We start from the raw sequence: 18,941 nt of genomic DNA, 5'->3' as shown, positions 1-18,941 counted from the left end.
GCTGCATTCAAGCGAATGGGAATCCGCCAAAGGTCGCGCTCCAGACGGTCCGCAAGTTCGGAGGCGCAGCTACCAGAACCTCCAGAACGGCCGCCTTTCGAGCTTGCGCTCAAGCGGCATCTGCGACGAGGTTTCGCGCATGCGCCGTCGCACCTCCACTTCGAACTCGTGCGCGGGCCCATGAGCGTAGCGATCCCCTCGGAGGGCAAGTAGCCGTAGTCGGCGTGCTCGCTCAATCAGCGCGTCATCACTGAGGACACCAGGCTCGGTCATGGCTCAATTCTGCCGATGTTGAACCGGGGCGCCCGCCTCGAGGTGCTACTTCCCGAGGAAAACTTCACACCGACCGGGAGACTCAAGGTCGGACTATTCCGTTCTACAACACCCTTGGCAGGCCTAGCCAGGATGCGCGACAGGTCCAGGATGCGCACGCCCGCGAGGGCCGCCGGCTCGAAGCCGTTCACGACAGCTTCCCGACGCCGGCGGACACGAAGTTGCTCGCCCCCCTGCCTAACCCCTCGCTGATGGTTGCATCCGGTCTTGCCTACCGATCCCATCTGGCTGAAATGTCAGGGACCCCAACCCCACCGCATCCGACGGCGCTCATGAAAAGTCCCAGCTCGATCACGGGCCCCGGCACCGCAGTGGTCGCATCGGTCTTCGTCGCGACGTCCTGGAACTGCTCAATGGGATCGAGAACTCTACCGGTGGGATTGCTGGCTGGGATCGCACAAGAACGAATCTCAGCACTCAGCATCGGATCGAAGCCGTCCTGACAAGGTACATCGGGGAAGCTGCGCCGTTTGGCATCTACGTCGTGACACGGCATGCTCAATGTGGACTTGCTAAGCATGCCGAGGATTACTTGGTTGAAGACGAAGGGCGGCAAGCGGCTTCGTACCAAAACCTGCTTTCGACTGGACCAATGTTCAGCTGTTCCCTAGACGAACCGCTTCTTGGCCGCCTCTCCCCAGAGTAGTCAACGGTTGCTCTGCCGTACGGATCCCTTCCGTACCAATGTCCAGAAGGCATGTGCCGCCGGAGAGAGCCGCCGCTCGTTGAGGCAAGCCAATCCCACACGCCGGGACGATTGCGGCGAGATGCTGCGATACACCACACCTGGGTGGCGATCCGGCAAGGCAAGAGAAGCAATCACGGAAACGCCATGATTGCGCGCGACGAACTCCAGGATCGACAACAACTGGGTCAAGTCGTGCGTGACACGCGGGCGCACGCCTGCCCGCGAGAACATGCGCGCCACCAGTCCCTGCGAGCCGGCGTGCGTCAGGACCAAGGGATATTCGCCGAGCTGCTTGACGGAGACGACTGACAACTTGGCGAGCGGATGCGATTGCGGAAGCACGGCGACAAGCTCGTCCACGGCAAGAACCTGGGTATCAAACTCGGGCCTGGGAAGGGTCACCACCCCAATCTCAATGCGGCGCTCGGCCAAGTCCTGACAGATCTCGGCGTCGGCCTTTTCCGTCACGAAGACATCGACGCCGGGATAGCGGACCTTGAAAGCTTCCAGAAGTGGGGGCAGCAGTTTCAGCGACGAACTGGCGCCAAAAGATCCCAGGCGCAGCAACCCCGTCTTCAAGCCCGCACTTGCACTCGCGGTTGTCTGGATCAGGCGCAAGGACGCGAACACATCCCTGACGTGCGGGAGGATCTGCTGACCTGCGTGGGTCAGGGCGACCGATGGCGCGTTGCGATCCACCACGGCTGCGCCGAGCGTGTCCTCCAGCGCTCGCAGAGCGTGACTCGTCGCAGACGCCGTCATGCCCAGCCGCGCTCCCGCAGCGGCAATGCTGTCTGCAGACGCGAGAGACAGGAAAAGCTCCAACTGACGCAGCGTCGGAATGGGGGCGTCCAGATCGTCCATGTTGAATTCAAATTCAATTGATCATGAGGTTCGTGAATTCTAGACTTGCGTCAGCAATCAGCACACCGCGAACGCCAGACCAAAGAAATTCATGAGAGATATGTTTTCTGAAATGATTGCGACCCTGCGTCCTTCTCCCATCCAAGTCATGGCGGAGCGGACGCGGCAGGCGATCCAGGGCGGCCGCTCTGTAGTCGACATGACGCTGGGCGAGCCGGACTTCCCGACGCCGCAGCACATCGGGGAAGCCGCGGTGCGTGCCGTCGCCGAAGGCCAGACCCGCTATACCCCGATCAATGGCTCCACTCGTTTGCGCGAAGCCATCGCGAGAAAGTTTCGCGACGGCAACGGCATCGACTGCTCGCCCGCGAATATCAGCGTGGGCTGCGGCGGCAAGCAGGTGATCTACCAAGCCTTCCTCGCAACCCTCAACCCTGGCGACGAGGTCCTGATTCCCGCCCCGTACTGGGCCTCCTACGCTGACATCGTCGGCATGAACCGCGGCGTGCTCAAGCCGATTGGCACCACGCCCGAAGCGGGGTACGCGCTGTCGCCAGAGGCATTGGAGGCCGCGATCGGCCCGCGAACCAAGTGGCTGGTGCTGAACTCGCCCAGCAATCCGAGCGGCACGGCCTACACCGCCGCGCAGCTCATGGCCTTCGCGGATGTGATTCGCCGCAGCGTTCATCGCAATTTCTTCATCCTGGTCGACGACATCTACGAGCACATCCTGTTCGACGGCATCTGCTTCGCGACGCTGGCCGCGCTGGCGCCTGACCTGTCAGGCCGCATCCTCACCGTGAACGGCGTTTCCAAGGCCTACGCGATGACAGGCTGGCGAGTCGGTTACGGCTGCGGTCCGCTGGCACTGATCGACGCCATGACCAAGATCCAGATGCAGGTGAACTCGCACACCTCGTCGATATCCCAGGCCGCCGCTGCAGCCGCGCTGGAAGGGCCCCAGGACGAACTCGAACGGCGTCGCGCGATCTTCCAGGGCCGGCGCGACCTGCTGCTCGCACGATTCGGCACGATCCCCGGCCTGCGCACGCCGAAACCCGAGGGTGCGTTCTACCTGTTCCCCGACTGCCGGCATTTCATGGGGCAGTCGACACCAGACGGGACCTTGCTTGCGGACGACGTCGCCCTTTCGTCCTACCTCCTGGACGAGGGCGTGTCGGTTGTCCCGGGATCGGGCTTCGGCATGCCCGGATTCCTGCGGCTCTCCTATGCGACGTCAGACGAGATGCTGCGCCTCGCGGCCGAACGCATCGCTTGCGCACTGGGGAAGCTGTCGTGACCGGCTTCGAGCCAGCGGCCCTCGCAGGCGTGCGTATCCTGGACCTGTCGCGCATCCTGGCTGGGCCTGCGGCGACCCAGCTGCTGGGTGACCTGGGCGCCGACGTCGTGAAGGTAGAGAAGCCCGGCGAAGGCGACGACACGCGGCGCTGGGGCCCGCCCTATGTACAAGGCGTCGACGGCAGCGACACGGACGAAAGCGCGTACTACCTCTGCGCCAATCGCAACAAGCGGTCGATCGCGATAGACCTGGCCAGCGCGGCTGGACGCGAACTGGTGCTGGATCTCGTCGCGCGCGCGGACGTGCTGGTGGAAAACTACAAGGCCGGTGGCCTGGCGCAATTCGGCCTTGGGTGGGACCAACTGCGCGAACGCTGCCCGCGGTTGATCTACTGCTCCATCACCGGTTTCGGGCAGACCGGCCCCTATGCCAGTCGCCCCGGCTATGACTTCCTGATCCAGGGAATGGGCGGGATCATGAGCCTGACCGGAGAGCCTGCGGGCCAACCCATGAAAACCGGGGTCGGCATCGCCGACGTGATGACCGGAATGTATGCGGCGTGCGGCATCCTCGCCGCGCTACGGCACCGCGACGCCAGCGGTGTGGGCCAGCACATCGACATCTCGCTGCTCGACACGCAGATCGCCTGGTTGGTCAATGCCGGAACCAACTTCCTCACAAGCCGCACGGTACCGGACCGCCTGGGCAACGGGCATCCCAACATCGTGCCCTACCAGGTATTCGCAACTGCCGATGCACCCATGATCCTTGCCGTTGGGAACGACGCGCAGTTCGCCCGCTTCTGCGCCGCAGCGTCCTTGCGGAAGTTATCCGAAGACACCCGCTATTCGACCAATCCGCAACGTGTGGCACACCGCGGGCCACTGTGCGAGCTGATCGAGAAGCAGCTGAAGCTGCGTCCGCGCGCCGAGTGGCTGGCCGCCCTGGAAAAGGTCGGGGTACCTTGCGGCCCCGTCAACAACCTGGCTGAGGTGTTCGCCGATCCGCACGTGAAGGCGCGCGGCGCCGAGGTGCGCATGGCTTGTGAATGGGCGGCGGGCGGCGAGATCGGGCTGCTCGCCAACCCGCTGAAGATGTCCGCCTCCCCGCCTTCGTACCGCCAGCTGCCGCCGCGGCTGAACGAACACGGCGCCGAAATCCTCCGCGATTGGCTGGCGCGCGATTGTTCTCCCACCTCAACGGAAAGTGCCGCATGTACCAGTTGACGCCTCAACAAGAATCCCTGCGGGCGCGCGCCCGTGAACTGGCCGATGCGGACTTCCTGCCGACCGCCGCGGAGACCGACCGCAGCGAGGCTTACCCCTGGGCCAATGTCGCGAAGCTGCGCGCCGCAGGCTTCATGGGCATGACCATCCCCCGCAAATGGGGCGGACAGGGCCTGAGCTGCCACGATGCAGTGGTCGTCGTCGAGGAGATGGCGAGGGCTTGCGCCACGATGGGGCGCATCACTGTCGAGGCCAACATGGGCGCCATCGGCGCGATCATGGCCTACGGCAGCGATGAGCAGAAACAGCTTGCCGCAAGTGAAGTGCTGAACGGCGACAAGCCCGCCATCTGCATTTCGGAGCCGCGTGCCGGCAGTGCCGCCAGTGAAATGACGACTCGGGCGGATCGGCGTGGGGACCATTACTACCTCAATGGAGAGAAGTACTGGATCACCGGCGGCGGCGTCTCGCGCCTGCATCTCATTTTTGCCCGGGTATTCGACGAGGGCGTGGAGGATGGCATCGGCGCCTTCATCTGCGTGCGAGACGGCGATTCACCGAAGGAGCTCATGGTCGGCAAGAGAACGCTCGCCATGGGCGTGCGTGGCATCCCGGAGACGCATCTCGAGTTTCACGACCTCAAGATCCACAAGTCCATGCTGATCGTCCCGCCGGGTGGCCTGGCGCGCGGCTTTGCTGCGCTCATGCAGGCCTACAACGCGCAGCGGGTCGGCGCCGGAACGGTGGCACTGGGCATCGCGCAGCGTGCATTCGACGAGGCCCTCGACTACGCCAAGGTGCGCCACCAGTTCGGCCGGCCGATCGCCGAGTTTCAGGGCCTGCAGTGGATGCTCGCCGATATGTCGATGCAGCTGGAAGCCGCGAGGCATCTCCTGCACGCGGCCGCGTGCAGCGGAACGCCTTTTCCCGACATGGCCAAGGCAGCGCAGGCCAAGGTCTTCGCCGCCGAGATGGCCAACAAAGTCACCAACGACGCGCTCCAGATCCATGGCTCCTCCGGCTTCGGCCGCGATCACCCGCTGGAGCGCCACGTCCGGGATGCCCGCATGTTCACCATCGCCGGCGGAACCGCGCAAATCCTGCGCACGCAGATCGCCGCCAGCCTGCTTGGCATGAAGCTGCCGCAGACGCGAGACGGGTATTCGCGCCTCACCCTCAAGTCCACTCTACAAAGCTAAAGGTTCGCATGGCTACGGTTTCACAAATCATCGGGCAGAAGCTCCACCAGGCCGGCTGCCGGCACGCGTTCGGGATTCCGGGCGGCGAGGTGCTGGCCGTCATGAAAGGCATCGATGAGGCGGGCGTGCAGTTCACCCTCGTGAAGCACGAGAACTCGGGTGGCTTCATGGCCGAGGGTGCTTTCCATCGCAACGGTGCCCCCGGCGTGCTCATCGCGACGCTCGGTCCGGGGGTAGCCAACGCCATCAACGTGGTGGCCAACGCATTCCAGGACAGGGTGCCGATGCTGTTCATCACCGGGTGCGTTGACGAGGCCGAGGCGGCCACGTACACGCATCAGATCTTCGACCACGCAGCGCTGATGCGGCCGATCACCAAGGCCACGCTGCGGATGACGGCGGGCGCGGCAGAGGCGCTGATCGACAAGGCCATCGCCATCGCACTGGACGATCCTCCCGGACCAGTGCACATCGACGTGCCGATCTCGGTTGCCACGGCACAAGCGGCCGTCTCGCGCGGTGCGCGGCGAGCCCGTCCCGCGCCGGTGTCGCCTGCACCCTCGCCAGCGCTGGAGCAGGCCCGACACTGGCTGGCAAGCGCCAAGCGTCCGCTGATGATCGCCGGCGTGGACGCCCTCTACCACCACGCCGAGGACGAGGTACGCCGTCTGGTCGATGACCTGGGCATTCCCCTGATCACGACGTACAAGGCCAAGGGCATCGTGGACGAGCGCAACGCGATGGTGTTGGGCGGCGCCGGCCTGTCCCCGATGGCCGATCAGGTGCTGCTGCCGCTCATCAAGGATGCCGACCTGATCCTGCTGGCCGGCTACGACCCGATCGAGATGCGCGCCGGCTGGCGCAACATCTGGGACGAAGGCCACCGCGTGGTGGAGTTCGCTGCAACGCGCAACACCCACTACATGCACCAGGCCTCGCACTCCTTTGTCGGCGACATCGCCCCAGGGCTGGCTGCTCTGCGCGAGGGCATGGTGCTGCGGTCTTCGCAATGGTCCGCCAAAGACGTCGCGCAGGTCAGGGCCGCACTGGCTGCCATCTATCGCACCGACGAAGCCTGGGGACCGGGTGCCATCGTGGACGTGGCGCGCAGATTGCTGCCGCCCCAGACCGTGGCTTCGGTGGACAGTGGCGCTCACCGCATCCTGCTGAGCCAGACCTGGCAATGCTTCGAACCACGCTCGCTGATGCAGTCCAGCGGGCTTTGCACCATGGGCTGTTCGCTTCCTCTGGGAATCGGCGCCAAGCTGGCCGAGCCACAGCGTCCTGTCGCGGTCTTCACCGGCGACGCCTGCCTGGAGATGACGCTGGGTGAGTTGGCGACGGCGCGCGATGCCGGCACGCCGGTGATCGTGTTCGTGTTTGCCGACGAGTCGTTGTCGCTGATCGAAATCAAGCAGCGGGCCAATGGCCAGCCGAACCTGGGTGTGGATTTCGACGGTACCGATTTCGCCGGGGTGGCACGAGCCATGGGCGGGCTTGGCTTCGACGTGGCGTCGCGCACGCAGCTGGAAGAGGCTATTGCCGCGAGCCTGGCGGCGGGCGTGTTCTCGCTCATCTCTTGTCGCATTTCGCGCAAGGCCTACGACGGGCGGATCTGAAGTCATCCGACGCACGCCCCGCAAAAAAAAGGAGACCTCATGACAAGACGCCATTGCCTCGCCACGCTCGCCGGCCTCGGCCTCACGCCATTCGTTACCGCCCGAGCGCAATCCGCTCCGGGCAGTTACCCTGGCCAAGTGGTCAGGCTGGTGGCTCCCTTCCCACCGGGTGGCACGGTCGACATCCTGGCGCGGGCGCTGGCGCAACAACTGAGCAAGGAACTGGGCCAACCAGTCATCGTCGAGAACCGCGGAGGCGCCGGCGGGACCGTGGGCGCGCAGTTTGTCGCGCAAGCGCCTGCCGATGGCTACACCGTGTTGTTCGCAGCGGCGCACCACGCCATCGCGCAATCGGTGTACCCCAAGCTCGGCTACGACATCCGCCGAGACTTCGCACCTGCCTGTTTCCTGGGCCGGGTCGGCCATGTGCTGATTGCGAACAACAGCTTCCCGGCAAGAACCGTGCAGGAGCTCGTGGCATACCTCAAGGCCAATCCGGACAAGGTCAACTACGGAACACCCGGAAGCGGCACGCTGCACCATCTCATGGCCGAACAGTTCAAGAGCTCGACGGGAACCAGGATGGCCCACGTGCCCTACAAGGGTTCGGGCCCGGCCATGATCGACCTGATCTCGGGCCAGATCCAGGTCTGCTTCGAGACCATGCCTTCGGCGCTGCAACACATCCGCAACGGCAACGTGCGCGTGCTGGCCCTGACTTCACGGGAGCGCTCGACCCATCTGCCTGGCATTCCAACCATTGCCGAGAGCGGGGTGACCGCTTACGACGCGTCGAGCTGGTATGGACTGTTCGCGCCTTCGACGACACCGCCGGTGGTGATGGCAAGGCTGAACCAGGCAGTCAACAGCGCCTTTCACAACGCTGCGTTCGCAGCCAGCTGGAAAGCGTTGGGCGCCGATTCCGGCGGTGGTACCCCGCAAGAGCTTGGGAAGCTCCTCTCTTCGGAAGTGGATCGCTGGGCGAGCGTCGCAAGAGCGGCCAGCATCAAGGTGGAGTAGACCATGCAACGCCGTCAACTCATCGCGGCAGCTGCCGCCAGCTGTCTGGCCGTGCCCTCGGTGCGAGCCCAGGAAAAAGCATTGCGCATCGTGGTGCCGTTCGCGCCGGGGGGATCGGGTGATCTGATCCCGCGAATGGTCGCGCCCGTGCTGTCCGAGCTGCTTCGCCAGCCGGTCATTGTCGAAAACCGCTCGGGGGTGGGCGGCAGCCTGGGGGCAAACCATGTTGCCAGGAGCGCACCCGACGGCTTCACCCTCGGGGTCGCTACGGTCAGCACACACGGTATTTATCCGGCGGTCATGAAACACGCGCCCTACGATCCGCTCAAGGACTTCGTTGCGGTCAGCAACCTGGCCCGCGTTCCCAATGTGGTATCGGTTCATCCGGCTGTGGCCGCGAAGGACATGCGCGAGTTCGTGGCGCTCGCACGTGATCCGAAGTCCTACTTGGAATATGGCTCGCCCGGGGTCGGCTCGCTGGGCCACATGATGGGCGAGCTGTTCAAGCAGGCGACAGGCGTCTACATGCTGCACATCCCTTATCGCGGCGCAGGCCCGGCGCTCGCCGACGCGATGGCTGGTCAGATCAAGGTGCTGTTTGACAATCTCCCGGCATCCCTGCCGCACGTCAGGTCGGGGCGCCTGCGCGCGTTGGCCGTTGCTTGGCCCGCCAGGTTGCCGCATCTGCCAAGCGTTCCAACCTTCTCCGAGTCCGGCTTGCCCGCGGTCAACGACCCGGCTTGGTTCGGGCTGGTGGCGCCGGCCGGCACGCCCCCCGGCACGGTACAGCGCTTGCAGCAAGCGGTCGCGGCAGCCTTGGCTCGCCCGGAACTGCGCACTCGGATAGAGGAACTGGGCGCGGTCCCGCTGGGTAACTCATCCGAAGTGTTCGCGCAGGAGTTGCAAGCGGAGTTCGCGAAATGGCAACGCGTCGCCAAAGCCGGCGGCATTTCTCTGGAAGCGTCTTGATGACCGCGGCAATGACGGGCCCCTCGCCACAGGCAGTTGAATGGCTGCGCAAGCTGGTGGGTTTCGCCACCGTGTCAGGCAGCGAATCCAACCTGGGTTTGCTGGAGGTGGCCCGCGCGGCGCTTGAAGTCGCCGGTTTCACCGCACGGTTCACACGCTCCGGGGACGGTCAGCGCGCGAACCTGTTCGCCACCCGGGGAGCAGGCCCAGGAGGCCTGCTGTTGTCCGGCCATACGGACGTGGTCTCGGCTGAAGGCCAGCAGTGGAGCCGACCGCCGTTCCAGATGACCGAAGATGCACAGCGCTTCTACGGCCGCGGCACCTGCGACATGAAGGGCTTTCTGGCAGCCGTTCTGGCAGTGGCCACTCGCGCCGAGTGCCTGGCGCCGGAGCGGCCGCTGCATGTCGCGTTGACGTACGACGAGGAGATCGGCTGCCTGGGCGTGCGCCCCATGCTCGCGGACCTTGCGGAGGCCGGCATCCGACCGGGTGCGTGCATCATCGGCGAGCCCACGCAAATGCGTGTCGTGCGTGCCCACAAAGGCCGGCATTCGTACCGCTGTCGCGTCACCGGGCATGCGACGCATTCTTCACTCAGCGGCACAGGCGTGAACGCGGCGGAAGTGGCCTGCGCGATGGTGACCCAGGTGGCGCAGCTTGCGGCGGCCGTGAAGCAGTCGGAGCACGACGCCGGGTTCGCTGTTCCCCATTCGACGCTAGCGACCTGCCGGATCGCGGCAGGGCACGCGAGCAACGTCATCCCCGAATCGGCCGAGTTCGACTTCGACTTGCGCTACCTCCCCGCCACGGACCCTGAAGCGGTCATCGACCCGATCCGAAGGGCGGTCGCAGCGGCGCAAGCGCGGATGCGCGAGCATGTAGTGCCATCGCGCGTTGTGCTGGAATGCCGCACATCGGTGCCGGCACTGGCGCATTCCGCGGCGGCCGAGCGCATTGCGGCAGCGGCGTTGAGAGCAGGCGCGAAAAACGGGCTTCCGGCGAGCTACACGACGGAAGGCGGGCTGTATCAAGCAGCGGGTATCCCAACGATCATCTGCGGCCCCGGGAGTATCGAGCAGGCACATACGGCAGACGAGTTCATCCTCAAGTCCGAGCTGGCAGCTTGCGAAACCTTCCTCGAGAACCTGCTCGGGGCGCGAGCATTGAGTCCGGCGGCGCACGCGTGACTGTCTCTTTGAGGGTTGGGTCGGCAGCCGCAGGAGTTCGGCTTTGGCTGCAGCAACACGCGACCGGAGTCGCACTGTGTGCGACGACAGCCGCCGCGTCCGCGCATCTCGCGTCACAATTCGGAGGCTCAACTTTCCTCTATGCGCTCCTCCTTGGCGCGGCACTGCACCCGCTCTCTCAAGGTGAATTCGCCGCCCCGGGCATTGACTTGTGTGCTCGCACGTTGTTGCGCTGGGGCGTGGCGCTGCTAGGCGCCCGGATCACTTGGGCGCAAATCTCGGGGCTGGGCCTGGTACACGTAGGAATAGTGGCCGCCGCCGTTGTCACCACCATTGTCTTCGGGGTCTTGCTTGCATCACGATTGGGGATGGCTCGCTGGAAGGGTCTGTTGTCCGGTGGGGCCACGGCGATCTGCGGTGCATCCGCTGCCCTCGCGCTGGCAGCCGCACTGCCCAAGGGGCCGGAGAAGGATCGCTTCACCCTCGTGGTGGTCGTGGCCGTGTCCGCCTTGTCGACGCTGGCGATGGTCGCGTACCCATTGGTGGCAACGCTGCTGCGGCTTACGGCGCCCCAGGCCGGCCTGCTCCTCGGGGGCACGATCCACGATGTCGCCCAGGTGGTGGCCGCAGGCTTCATGCTCTCCGACACCGTTGGCGAGTACGCGACCGTGGTGAAGCTGCTTCGCGTCTCGCTGCTGGCGCTGGTCGTTGCCGTGACCGCACTCGCCTATCGGAGAGCGTCCAAGGCCGGAAAGGCTGGGATTTCGGTGCTCCCTTGGTTCTTGATTTTGTTTGTGGCCCTGGCAGCCGCGAACTCCTTGTCCTGGATGTCGCAGCCCGCGGTTTCCGCAGCCGACATCGGCTCTCGGTTTTGTTTGCTAATCGCCGTCTCGGCGTTGGGTGCGAAGAGTTCAATGCGAAAGCTCGCGAGTGCGGGATGGCGCACTGGGGTTCTATTGGCTGCCGAGACGCTGTGGCTAGCAATGTTCGTGCTCGTTTGCATCCATTTCATCGCCTGAGTTTCCGTCGGGACTGTTTAGCGATCCTGCGCACGGGCGCGATTCAACCACCCAGCAGGCCCGGCGCGCGGCGTCGAACGACCCGCTTCTGCCCGCCCGGCTGTCGGCTGACGCGCCCGCTCGTGGGGTACAGCGGCTCGATCACGGCAATCAGTCGCGCCCACGGCACGACGCGTTCCATCTTGGCCAGAAACTTCTCGCGTCGCGTGCGCTTCTTCTTCATCGCGTACTCGGCACTGGCAAAGCTGCGTTGGTTCATCTCGGTGGTGCTGTGACTTGCAGTGCCTTCACGCATGCATGCGCCGTGCCCGCCGCAACCTATCAATCAGCATCTCCTTAACCGAGAAGCAATGGAAAGCTTCGCGGCATTTGGTTCTGCCGCTGTGCACGAGGCAAGGGCCTTGTCTGCCGGCCTCCTGGCTCCACGGATGTCCCTGATCAGCATCATCGCCGCCCTATAGCGGCATTGGCAGATGCCCGAGATGCTGCGTCAACAGCTGCCGAAGCCAGCTGTGGCCGCCATCGCCATCGAATCTGTCATGCCATTGCATTGCGACTGGGAATGGCGGTAACAAGAACGGCAGCGGGGCAACAGCAATACCAGGTTCCCCCTTTCCCATCGCCTCGGCAAGCCTGCACGGAAGCGTGAGCACAAGGTCGGATGATGCGACGACCGCAGCCAAGCCCACAAAATGCGCTGCCGTTAAGACCACCTTACGGCGTGCCAAGATGCCTTCGTTAGATAGAGCCGACTGCAGTGCAAGTTCGCTGGCGGCTGCCGCCCTCCGTGAACACATCGAATCCGAGACTTTGGAGGCCCGCGAAGGCAGACAGGTTGACGTTCGGATAGAAGCGCGCTTTTGCACCTTCGATCTCGTGGCTTGCTGCCTCCACGCGCCAGCGCTGGGCGACGACGTCAGGGCGGCGGCCTAGAAGCTCTGCTGGCAGGACACTGGGAATGGTCACTGTGTCGGGGCGCTTGAGCTGGGGTTTGCCGATCACGCGTCCTCGGTCCGGCCCTTTGCCGAGCAATGCCGCAAGCTTGTTCCGGCTCAGTTCCATGGATTCGCCCAATGCGGCGATCCTGGCGCGAGTGGCGGGAATGGATGCCTGTGCCTGCTTGATGTCGATCTTGGAGTCCAGCTCGGCCTCGAAGCGCCGGTGCGTGAGCGAGAGAATCTCCTCCTGTTGTTTGAGCATCTTTTGTTCAATCGCAAGCTGTTCGTAGCCTTGCTCCAGCTCGATGTAGGCTTGAACGATGGCCGAGGACAGCATGAGCTGGGTCGCGTAGCGATCGACTTCCATTGCCTTCAGACGACCCAATGCCGCTTCGACGGCAGATCGGTTCTTGCCCCAAAAGTCCAGCTCATAGCCAACGTTGAGCGTGCCCTGGTTGACCGTCTGCCACGTGCCGGCGACCGGGTGCGGCGTGGTGCCGTTTTCACTGAACCTCTGGCGCGTACTGCTCAGATTGGCGTCAACATGGGGCATCAGTTGCGCCTGGGCCAGACCTTGCAGCGCTTCAGCCTGGCGAACACGTGCAGCGGCGCCGCGCAGACCTGGGCTATCGGCCAGAGCTTCTTCAACCAGTAGGTTCAACTGGTCATCACCGAATGGTTTCCACCACTTTTCCTGTGGCCAGCGGGCGTCGGAGACCACGATGCCGCCCAACCCGTCCTTCGCCGCCAGGCCTGCGGGATCGCCAAGGGCGGACGACGGTTTGATATTCCCGAATGAGCATCCGGCCAGCACCAAGGCGCCGACCAGGGCTAGCACCGCCAGATGCAGACCATGCGATGGGCGGTGCATGTCGCGCTTGGGCGACGATGCTGCTGTTCTCATGAATACCATTCGTGTCTGCTCGAGTAACAAGAGAGAGAGAGAGAGAGAGAGAGAGAGAGAGAGAGAGAGAGAGAGAGGCCGCTTGGACCTCTCGTTGCCGCGCAGCCGACTCGCCAGCACATGAACGGCGGCTTCAGTGGTTCACCGGAATGTGAAGACCGCCGTGCCGGTTTGCACTGGCTCACGAAGGTCTGCTGACGATGCAAAACCGGGAGCGCCTCTCGCGCTCACCAGGAAGCCGTATCGGCTGGCCGCAGGTGAAGGCCGGCAGCATCTGCTCGATGCGGCGGCTTTCAGGCGTGGTTCAAGCGATGCCGGCACCCAGGGCCGGGAACACATCGCTGAACAACAAGCCGATCAGCTGCTGACCGACGGGCGTGGACCAGTCCTGTGCGATCTCTGCCATGAGCGTATTGGTGGCGGTGAGCACGACGCCCGCATCGTGCATACGTTGGCGGGAGAACTCTTCGGAAAGATCGCTGGGCGATCCCGAAGCATCCATCACGGCCTGCACGGCAAAGCCTTCGAGCGCAGCGTCAATGGACGGGAAGATCAGGCAAACATCGGTGGTCACGCCCGCCATGATCAGGTTCTTGCGCTTCGTGGCGAGCACCGCATCGCGGAAGTCGGGGTAGGCCCAGGCGTTGACCACGCCGGGGCGCTTGACCCGTGCCGCGTGCGCTTCGGGAAGGATCTCGGCGATCTTCGGGAGAATCGGGCCTTGGGCGTGATCTTCCTGACTGGACGTAATCACGACCGGCATGCCGAGGATCTTCGCCATCTTGGCCAGCGCAATCGACTGCTTGGCTGCAAGTTCGCGGTCGATGTTCTTGATCAGTTGCATGGTGCCGACCTGATGGTCGATCAGCAGCAAGGCGGCGTTGTCGGCAGTGAATCGTTCAACCTTCATGATGTATCTCCTGGGAAGTAAATGGGGCACATGCCCCGGGGTGTGGCGGCCTGTTACAGCTGTCCCAAGTCGCCGCGGTGGTAAGCGGCGGTTGCCGCGGTCAGACTCTTTTGGCTCGCAAAGGCCATAGGGCCGTTCGAAAGCACGGGTTGGTGCAGCGGTTCGCCGATGAACACGGCGACCTTGGCCCCGCCAGGCTTGGCGACGAGCTTGTGCGTCATCGCTTCGCGCACGACAGGAAGGATCGGGACACCGAGGTTGTCGAGGCTGAAGCTCTCGCCATTGAGCTCCGCGCTGCCGAAGATCGGCATGGCGAAGGCTCGCTGTCCCGCGGCCAATGGCAGCTCCAGTTCAGCGCCCGCCTCCAGCGAGATGTCCAGCAAGGTGACATCGGTCGGAGGCGCCAGCGGGGAGTGCGCGCCGCCAAAGCTGCCCAAGGGAACGCGGACCCGTGCGCCGGGGCGCTGGACCACCGGCACGTCCTGCGGCGCCAGGCTCAGCGCAAACGGCGCCGCGTCCTGCCGTTCCCGGGGGAGATTGACGAAGATCTGCAGCAAGTGCACGGTACTTCCAAACACCGCTGGGTTCTCTTCGTGAACCACACCGCGCCCGGCCGCAGTCCAATGCAGGCCGCCCGGCTGGATCAGCGTCCTGTTCCCTTGCGAGTCGCGATTGGCAATGCCAGTCTCAGAGTCGAGGAACAGATAGGTCACCGCGGAGAACCCGGCGTGCGGGTGCGGCGGGAACGTGGGCGCACTCATCCAGGCATGGTCGATGCCCATGAAGGGATCGAATTGCGCCGGATCGGAGCCATGCAGGCCATAGGCCCGGAAATGGCTTCCCCGGTTGGCGCGATGCATGCGGGCGGTCGTGGTCATGACAGCCTGCCTCAAGCGACTTCGGCCATGGCCAACGCCGGATAGTCGATGTATCCCTTGGCGGTGGGCGGCGCGAAGAAGGTGTTGCGGTCCGGTGCGTTGAGCGCGGCGCCTTGGCGGAAGCGCTCCGGCAGGTCCGGGTTCGCGAGGAAGGCGCTGCCGAACACGGTCGCGTCGGCCTTGCCCTCGGACAGCACACTCTCGGCGCTGTCCTGGGTGAGACCACCACCGATCAGGTAGGCGCCTTCAAAGCGCGGACGAAGCAGAGCGTGGTAGTCGAACTTCGCACCGAATAGAGCGACATGCAGATAAGCCAGGCCCCAACCACGCAATTGGTCGACCAGATAGGCGTAGGTCTCCTGGGGCGCAGCATCCGTGATGCTGTTGTAGTTCATCTCCGGCGAAATCTTGATGCCGACGCGGTCGGCACCAGCCTCTGCAGCCATCGCATCCAGCACGTCGAGCACGAAGCGGGCGCGACCCTCGACCGAACCGCCGTACAGGTCTTGACGCTGGTTGCTGCCCGATGAGAGGAACTGTTCTGGCAAGTACCCGGAGGCCGCATGCAGTTCCACACCGTCGAAGCCCGCATCGATGGCACGGCGGGTGGCTTGGGCGTAGTCGTCAATGACGCCGGCGATCTCGGTCAGGCTGAGCTCACGGGGCGTGACGAAATCGACCTGGCCAGCGGGAGTCCATGCCTGGCCCTCGGGCTTGACGGCCGAGGGGGCTACGGGCGTTGCGCCATCGAGCAGCGAGGGATGCGAGACCCGGCCGCAATGCATCAGTTGCATGAAGATGCGGCCGCCGCGGGCGTGCACGGCCTCGGTCACCCTCTTCCAGGCGGCAACCTGAGCCTCGGTTTCGATGCCGGGCGTATGCACATAGCCCTTGCCCATGGCGGACGGAAACACGCCTTCGGAAATGATGAGGCCGGCACTGGCGCGCTGGGCGTAGTACGTGACGGTCAGGTCGCTCGGAACGCCGTCGCCGTCGGCGCGGGAGCGAGTCATGGGCGCCATGACGAGACGGTTGGGAGCAATGAAGCGGCGGATACGAACGGGGGTGAGCAATTGGCTCATGGTGAATTCCTTGGGATGTGAGGGAGGGAAGAAGATGGCGAGGCCGGCGTCAAACCCGCACTTGCCCACCATCTGCGACGATGGTCTGACCGGTGACGAACGCGGAATCTGATGAGCAGAGGAACGAGACCACCCCCACCAGGTCTTGAGGTTCGATCACTCGAGGGATCGCCTGCTGTTTCGGCAGGTACTCGTAGATCTCTTCGTTCACGCCGCGCATCGATTTGGTATTGGTCAGGCCGGGTGCGATCGCGTTGGCGGTCACGCCAGATGCCCCGATTTCGCTGGCAAGTGCGCGCGTCAATCCGATGACGCCCCCTTTGCTCGCGATATAGGCCGTCATCTCGGGAGCGTTCAGCCAGAACGTGGTGCTTGCGACGTTGACGACGCGTCCGTGCCTGCGTGCAACCATTCCCGGGACGAAGGCCTTGCACATGAGGAAGGCGCCGTCGAGGTTGACACCCATGACCTTGCGCCAAGTCTCGTAGTCGGTGTCCTCGAACGACTTCCACGGATAGATTCCGGCGTTGTTCACCAGCGCGACAACCGGCGCCATGTTGGCGCTAACGTCAGTGGCGAACTGCAGCGTGGAGGCGGGCGAAGTCACATCGACGATGGCCGAGAAAAACCTGCGCCCGGCGGCCTCGACAAGCGCCCGCGTTGCGGCGGCATCGACAACATCGGCGACAGCAATATCGAAGCCATCGGCGGCGAGCCTTTGGGCATAGGCCTGACCGATGCCATTGGCGGCTCCGGTCACGACTGCGGTTCCTTTGGACATGTTTACCTTCCTACGAATGCGATGGACGTATCTTCGATTAATCTACTGAAGAGATAAAGACGGTAGACTGGCAAACATTGATCCATAAATAGCGCAATCTGGATGGAACTGCTGAACGACATGGCCTTGTTTGTCGAGGTCGCCCACACGCTGAGCTTTCGTCGTGCGGCCGATGCAACGGGGGTGCCGAACTCGACCCTGTCCCGGCGAATCAGCGCCTTGGAGAAAGCCATTGGCCTGCGTCTTTTGCATCGCACGACACGCAAGGTCGAGCTGACCGAGGCCGGGCAGCTCTACTACGAGCGCTGCCGGCGCATCGTCGACGAGGCGCGGATCGCACACGAGCAGCTCGGCGAGATGCTGGCGCAGCCGAGCGGCCTGTTGCGCGCGTCGCTGCCGGTGGACTTCGCCACGATCTACATGGCGCCGCTGATCGCGGAGTTTGCTCGCCGCTACCCTGGCATCACCTTCGATTTCGACCTCACCCCCCGGCGAGTGGACCTGGTCACCGAACCCTTCGATGTGGCCATCCGCATGGGCGAATCAGCGAACTCGAACCTGATCGCCCGTCTGCTTGCGCGCCTGCCGGTGCAGGCCTATGCCTCGCCGCGCTACCTCGAACTCTCGGGCGAGCCAACGCAGCCCGCCGACCTGGCGCAGCACGAGTGCCTGGGCTTTCCCAAGGCAGGCAAGTGGACACTGCATCGTGAAGCAGAAACCGTCGAGGTCGAAGTCGGGGGGCGGTTTCATGTCAACAGCGTCGGCATGTTCCGGCGCTTGGCGACGCTGGATCTGGGCGTGATATTGCTGCCTCAGGAGATCGCCGCCGAGGACCTGGCAACTGGTCGGCTGCGCCGGATACTGCCTGACTGGGAGGGTAAATCGATACCGGTCTATGCCCTGACCGAAACTCGCTTGCTGCCGGCGAAGACGCAGCGCTTTATTGAGTTTTTTCAGGAGCGTTTGGGGCAGCAAGCTCGCCCGACCGAATCCAAGCAGAAGAAGAGCCAATAGTCGCGGGTCGTCGCCGCCTACGCCTCGGTCTCGAATGGCACCCTCAGGGAGTCGAACAGGGTGATGAACACGCTGCGCAGCCACTCGCTGCCGGGGTCGCGATGGAATCTTTGATGCCACGTCATCGAGACATCGAAAGCCGGGAACTGTACCGGCGGCTCCACGAGCTGCAGCTGCATATGGGGAGCGACCACCGCCCCCAGGTTGCTGGGCACCGCGCCAATCATGTCGGTGCTCGCGACGATGGGCCCCACGCACAGGAAGCTGTGGACTCTCAGTGCCACCCTTGCCTTGACGCGGCTCCCTGACAGCACCTTCTCCACGGCGGCGGCGTGCTGCTGTCCTTCGGGGCCCGCCACCACATGCGCCAGTTCCCGTAGCTGGTCGCGGCGCAGCTTGCCCTTGACGCCTGGGTGATCCTTGCGGGCCACGTACACGAACCGTTCGCGAAACAGGCGGCGCTGGTGCATCTGCTTGCCCAGGTCGCTCAGATAGCCCACCGCAAGATCGATCTGGCCCGACGCCAACCCGTCGAACAGCTCGCCCTGGCTCGGCGAAACGACCTCGATGATGACCTGCGGGGCCACCTCGGCCAGGTGCCGCATCAGGCGTGGAAGAAACAGTCGCTCGCCGATGTCGCTCATGGAGACCCTGAACGTGCGTGCCTCCTCGGCTTGACAGAAGGTAGGCCGGTGGACGGTGGAGCGGAGGATCTCGAGCGCCGAGCTCACGGGAGACACCAGCGAGTCGGCAAAGGGCGTCGGCACGACGCCGCGCTGTTGCCGGACGAACAACGCATCCCCATACATCTCCCGAAGCCGCCCAAGGCCCCGGCTGACCGCCGGCTGGCTCAGGCCGAGCTGTGACCCGGCCGCGGTCAGGTTTCGCGTGCGATAGACCGTCTCGAAGAGTTCGAGCAGGTTGAGATCGACCTGCCGCGACAGGAGACGGGAGGGGTGGCCTGCCTTGATATGTGTTGATGACATATCACGAATTCTATTTTTTCATTT

Annotated in this window: 16 protein-coding genes and 1 pseudogene; 9 read left to right on the top strand and 8 right to left on the bottom strand. The window is 64.2% G+C overall.

Features of this window, described 5'->3' with window-relative positions:
- Positions 1–979 precede the first annotated feature (979 nt).
- The gene (locus BLS74_RS30250) at positions 980–1,885 is read right to left on the bottom strand and encodes a LysR family transcriptional regulator (RefSeq protein WP_093111145.1); all 906 of its coding nucleotides are present in this window, start codon (positions 1,883–1,885) and stop codon (positions 980–982) included.
- 100 nt (positions 1,886–1,985) lie between these two features.
- Between BLS74_RS30250 and BLS74_RS30245 the strand changes: the two genes are divergently transcribed.
- From BLS74_RS30245 to BLS74_RS30210, 8 genes are read left to right on the top strand one after another with little or no spacing between them, the layout of a single operon-like run.
- Complete coding sequence (locus tag BLS74_RS30245; protein WP_093111143.1) at positions 1,986–3,185, top strand: pyridoxal phosphate-dependent aminotransferase; 1,200 nt, start codon at positions 1,986–1,988, stop codon at positions 3,183–3,185.
- Positions 3,182–4,411, top strand: coding sequence for a CaiB/BaiF CoA transferase family protein (locus tag BLS74_RS30240; RefSeq protein ID WP_093111141.1), 1,230 nt, complete (start codon positions 3,182–3,184; stop codon positions 4,409–4,411). The genes BLS74_RS30245 and BLS74_RS30240 overlap by 4 nt, the downstream gene beginning before the upstream one ends.
- Positions 4,399–5,610 carry a 3-sulfinopropanoyl-CoA desulfinase gene (acdA, locus tag BLS74_RS30235; protein ID WP_093111139.1) on the top strand — a complete coding sequence of 404 codons (1,212 nt, stop codon included), beginning with the start codon at positions 4,399–4,401 and terminating at the stop codon, positions 5,608–5,610. The genes BLS74_RS30240 and acdA overlap by 13 nt, the downstream gene beginning before the upstream one ends.
- A gap of 8 nt (positions 5,611–5,618) precedes the next feature.
- The gene (locus BLS74_RS30230; RefSeq protein ID WP_093111137.1) at positions 5,619–7,229 is read left to right on the top strand and encodes a thiamine pyrophosphate-binding protein; all 1,611 of its coding nucleotides are present in this window, start codon (positions 5,619–5,621) and stop codon (positions 7,227–7,229) included.
- Between the two features lie 39 nt (positions 7,230–7,268).
- Positions 7,269–8,249 carry a Bug family tripartite tricarboxylate transporter substrate binding protein gene (locus BLS74_RS30225; protein ID WP_093111135.1) on the top strand — a complete coding sequence of 327 codons (981 nt, stop codon included), beginning with the start codon at positions 7,269–7,271 and terminating at the stop codon, positions 8,247–8,249.
- A gap of 3 nt (positions 8,250–8,252) precedes the next feature.
- Positions 8,253–9,218, top strand: a complete 966-nt coding sequence (locus BLS74_RS30220; RefSeq protein WP_093111133.1) for a tripartite tricarboxylate transporter substrate-binding protein — start codon at positions 8,253–8,255, stop codon at positions 9,216–9,218.
- On the top strand, positions 9,218–10,405 hold the full coding sequence (argE, locus tag BLS74_RS30215) for an acetylornithine deacetylase (protein ID WP_093111131.1): 1,188 nt from the start codon (positions 9,218–9,220) through the stop codon (positions 10,403–10,405). Before BLS74_RS30220 ends, argE begins: the two co-directional genes overlap by 1 nt.
- Positions 10,402–11,424 (top strand): YeiH family protein, encoded by a 1,023-nt coding sequence (locus tag BLS74_RS30210; protein WP_170855777.1) that lies wholly within the window; start codon positions 10,402–10,404, stop codon positions 11,422–11,424. The genes argE and BLS74_RS30210 overlap by 4 nt, the downstream gene beginning before the upstream one ends.
- A gap of 97 nt (positions 11,425–11,521) precedes the next feature.
- Here the strand turns inward: BLS74_RS30210 and BLS74_RS30205 are convergent.
- The 6 genes and pseudogenes from BLS74_RS30205 to BLS74_RS30180 form a co-directional block, all read right to left on the bottom strand.
- Positions 11,522–11,683, bottom strand: a pseudogene (locus BLS74_RS30205) (IS5/IS1182 family transposase); the annotation flags it as partial.
- Between the two features lie 479 nt (positions 11,684–12,162).
- Positions 12,163–13,266 carry an efflux transporter outer membrane subunit gene (locus BLS74_RS30200; RefSeq protein WP_093111159.1) on the bottom strand — a complete coding sequence of 368 codons (1,104 nt, stop codon included), beginning with the start codon at positions 13,264–13,266 and terminating at the stop codon, positions 12,163–12,165.
- Between the two features lie 304 nt (positions 13,267–13,570).
- Complete coding sequence (locus BLS74_RS30195) at positions 13,571–14,176, bottom strand: isochorismatase family protein (protein WP_093111127.1); 606 nt, start codon at positions 14,174–14,176, stop codon at positions 13,571–13,573.
- A 53-nt stretch (positions 14,177–14,229) separates the two neighbouring features.
- Positions 14,230–15,054 (bottom strand): pirin family protein, encoded by an 825-nt coding sequence (locus BLS74_RS30190; RefSeq protein ID WP_093111125.1) that lies wholly within the window; start codon positions 15,052–15,054, stop codon positions 14,230–14,232.
- A gap of 11 nt (positions 15,055–15,065) precedes the next feature.
- Complete coding sequence (locus BLS74_RS30185; RefSeq protein ID WP_093111123.1) at positions 15,066–16,136, bottom strand: alkene reductase; 1,071 nt, start codon at positions 16,134–16,136, stop codon at positions 15,066–15,068.
- Between the two features lie 49 nt (positions 16,137–16,185).
- Positions 16,186–16,917 (bottom strand): SDR family NAD(P)-dependent oxidoreductase, encoded by a 732-nt coding sequence (locus tag BLS74_RS30180; RefSeq protein ID WP_093111121.1) that lies wholly within the window; start codon positions 16,915–16,917, stop codon positions 16,186–16,188.
- Positions 16,918–17,019: 102 nt separating this feature from the next.
- Between BLS74_RS30180 and BLS74_RS30175 the strand changes: the two genes are divergently transcribed.
- A complete protein-coding gene (locus BLS74_RS30175) occupies positions 17,020–17,931 on the top strand; it encodes a LysR family transcriptional regulator (protein WP_093111119.1) in 912 nt (303 codons plus the stop codon).
- A 17-nt stretch (positions 17,932–17,948) separates the two neighbouring features.
- Here BLS74_RS30175 and BLS74_RS30170 read toward each other — a convergent pair whose 3' ends face one another.
- A complete protein-coding gene (locus BLS74_RS30170; RefSeq protein WP_093111117.1) occupies positions 17,949–18,917 on the bottom strand; it encodes a LysR family transcriptional regulator in 969 nt (322 codons plus the stop codon).
- Positions 18,918–18,941: the final 24 nt, after the last annotated feature.

The organism is Variovorax sp. CF079 (genome assembly GCF_900101545.1).
In the GTDB taxonomy this organism is placed as follows: domain Bacteria; phylum Pseudomonadota; class Gammaproteobacteria; order Burkholderiales; family Burkholderiaceae_C; genus Variovorax.
The sequence above is the reverse complement of the archived record's forward strand: the minus strand, read 5'-3'. Positions and strand labels throughout refer to the sequence as shown.

Bases quoted from the DNA above. Each gene is read 5' to 3' on its own strand.
- argE (WP_093111131.1), top strand. From the start codon at position 9,218: ATGACCGCGGCAATGACGGGCCCCTCGCCACAGGCAGTTGAATGGCTG.
- BLS74_RS30170 (WP_093111117.1), bottom strand. From the start codon at position 18,917: ATGTCATCAACACATATCAAGGCAGGCCACCCCTCCCGTCTCCTGTCG.
- BLS74_RS30200 (WP_093111159.1), bottom strand. From the start codon at position 13,266: ATGAGAACAGCAGCATCGTCGCCCAAGCGCGACATGCACCGCCCATCG.
- BLS74_RS30250 (WP_093111145.1), bottom strand. From the start codon at position 1,885: ATGGACGATCTGGACGCCCCCATTCCGACGCTGCGTCAGTTGGAGCTT.
- BLS74_RS30225 (WP_093111135.1), top strand. From the start codon at position 7,269: ATGACAAGACGCCATTGCCTCGCCACGCTCGCCGGCCTCGGCCTCACG.
- BLS74_RS30190 (WP_093111125.1), bottom strand. From the start codon at position 15,054: ATGACCACGACCGCCCGCATGCATCGCGCCAACCGGGGAAGCCATTTC.
- BLS74_RS30175 (WP_093111119.1), top strand. From the start codon at position 17,020: ATGGAACTGCTGAACGACATGGCCTTGTTTGTCGAGGTCGCCCACACG.
- BLS74_RS30230 (WP_093111137.1), top strand. From the start codon at position 5,619: ATGGCTACGGTTTCACAAATCATCGGGCAGAAGCTCCACCAGGCCGGC.
- BLS74_RS30220 (WP_093111133.1), top strand. From the start codon at position 8,253: ATGCAACGCCGTCAACTCATCGCGGCAGCTGCCGCCAGCTGTCTGGCC.
- BLS74_RS30180 (WP_093111121.1), bottom strand. From the start codon at position 16,917: ATGTCCAAAGGAACCGCAGTCGTGACCGGAGCCGCCAATGGCATCGGT.
- BLS74_RS30195 (WP_093111127.1), bottom strand. From the start codon at position 14,176: ATGAAGGTTGAACGATTCACTGCCGACAACGCCGCCTTGCTGCTGATC.
- acdA (WP_093111139.1), top strand. From the start codon at position 4,399: ATGTACCAGTTGACGCCTCAACAAGAATCCCTGCGGGCGCGCGCCCGT.
- BLS74_RS30245 (WP_093111143.1), top strand. From the start codon at position 1,986: ATGTTTTCTGAAATGATTGCGACCCTGCGTCCTTCTCCCATCCAAGTC.
- BLS74_RS30185 (WP_093111123.1), bottom strand. From the start codon at position 16,136: ATGAGCCAATTGCTCACCCCCGTTCGTATCCGCCGCTTCATTGCTCCC.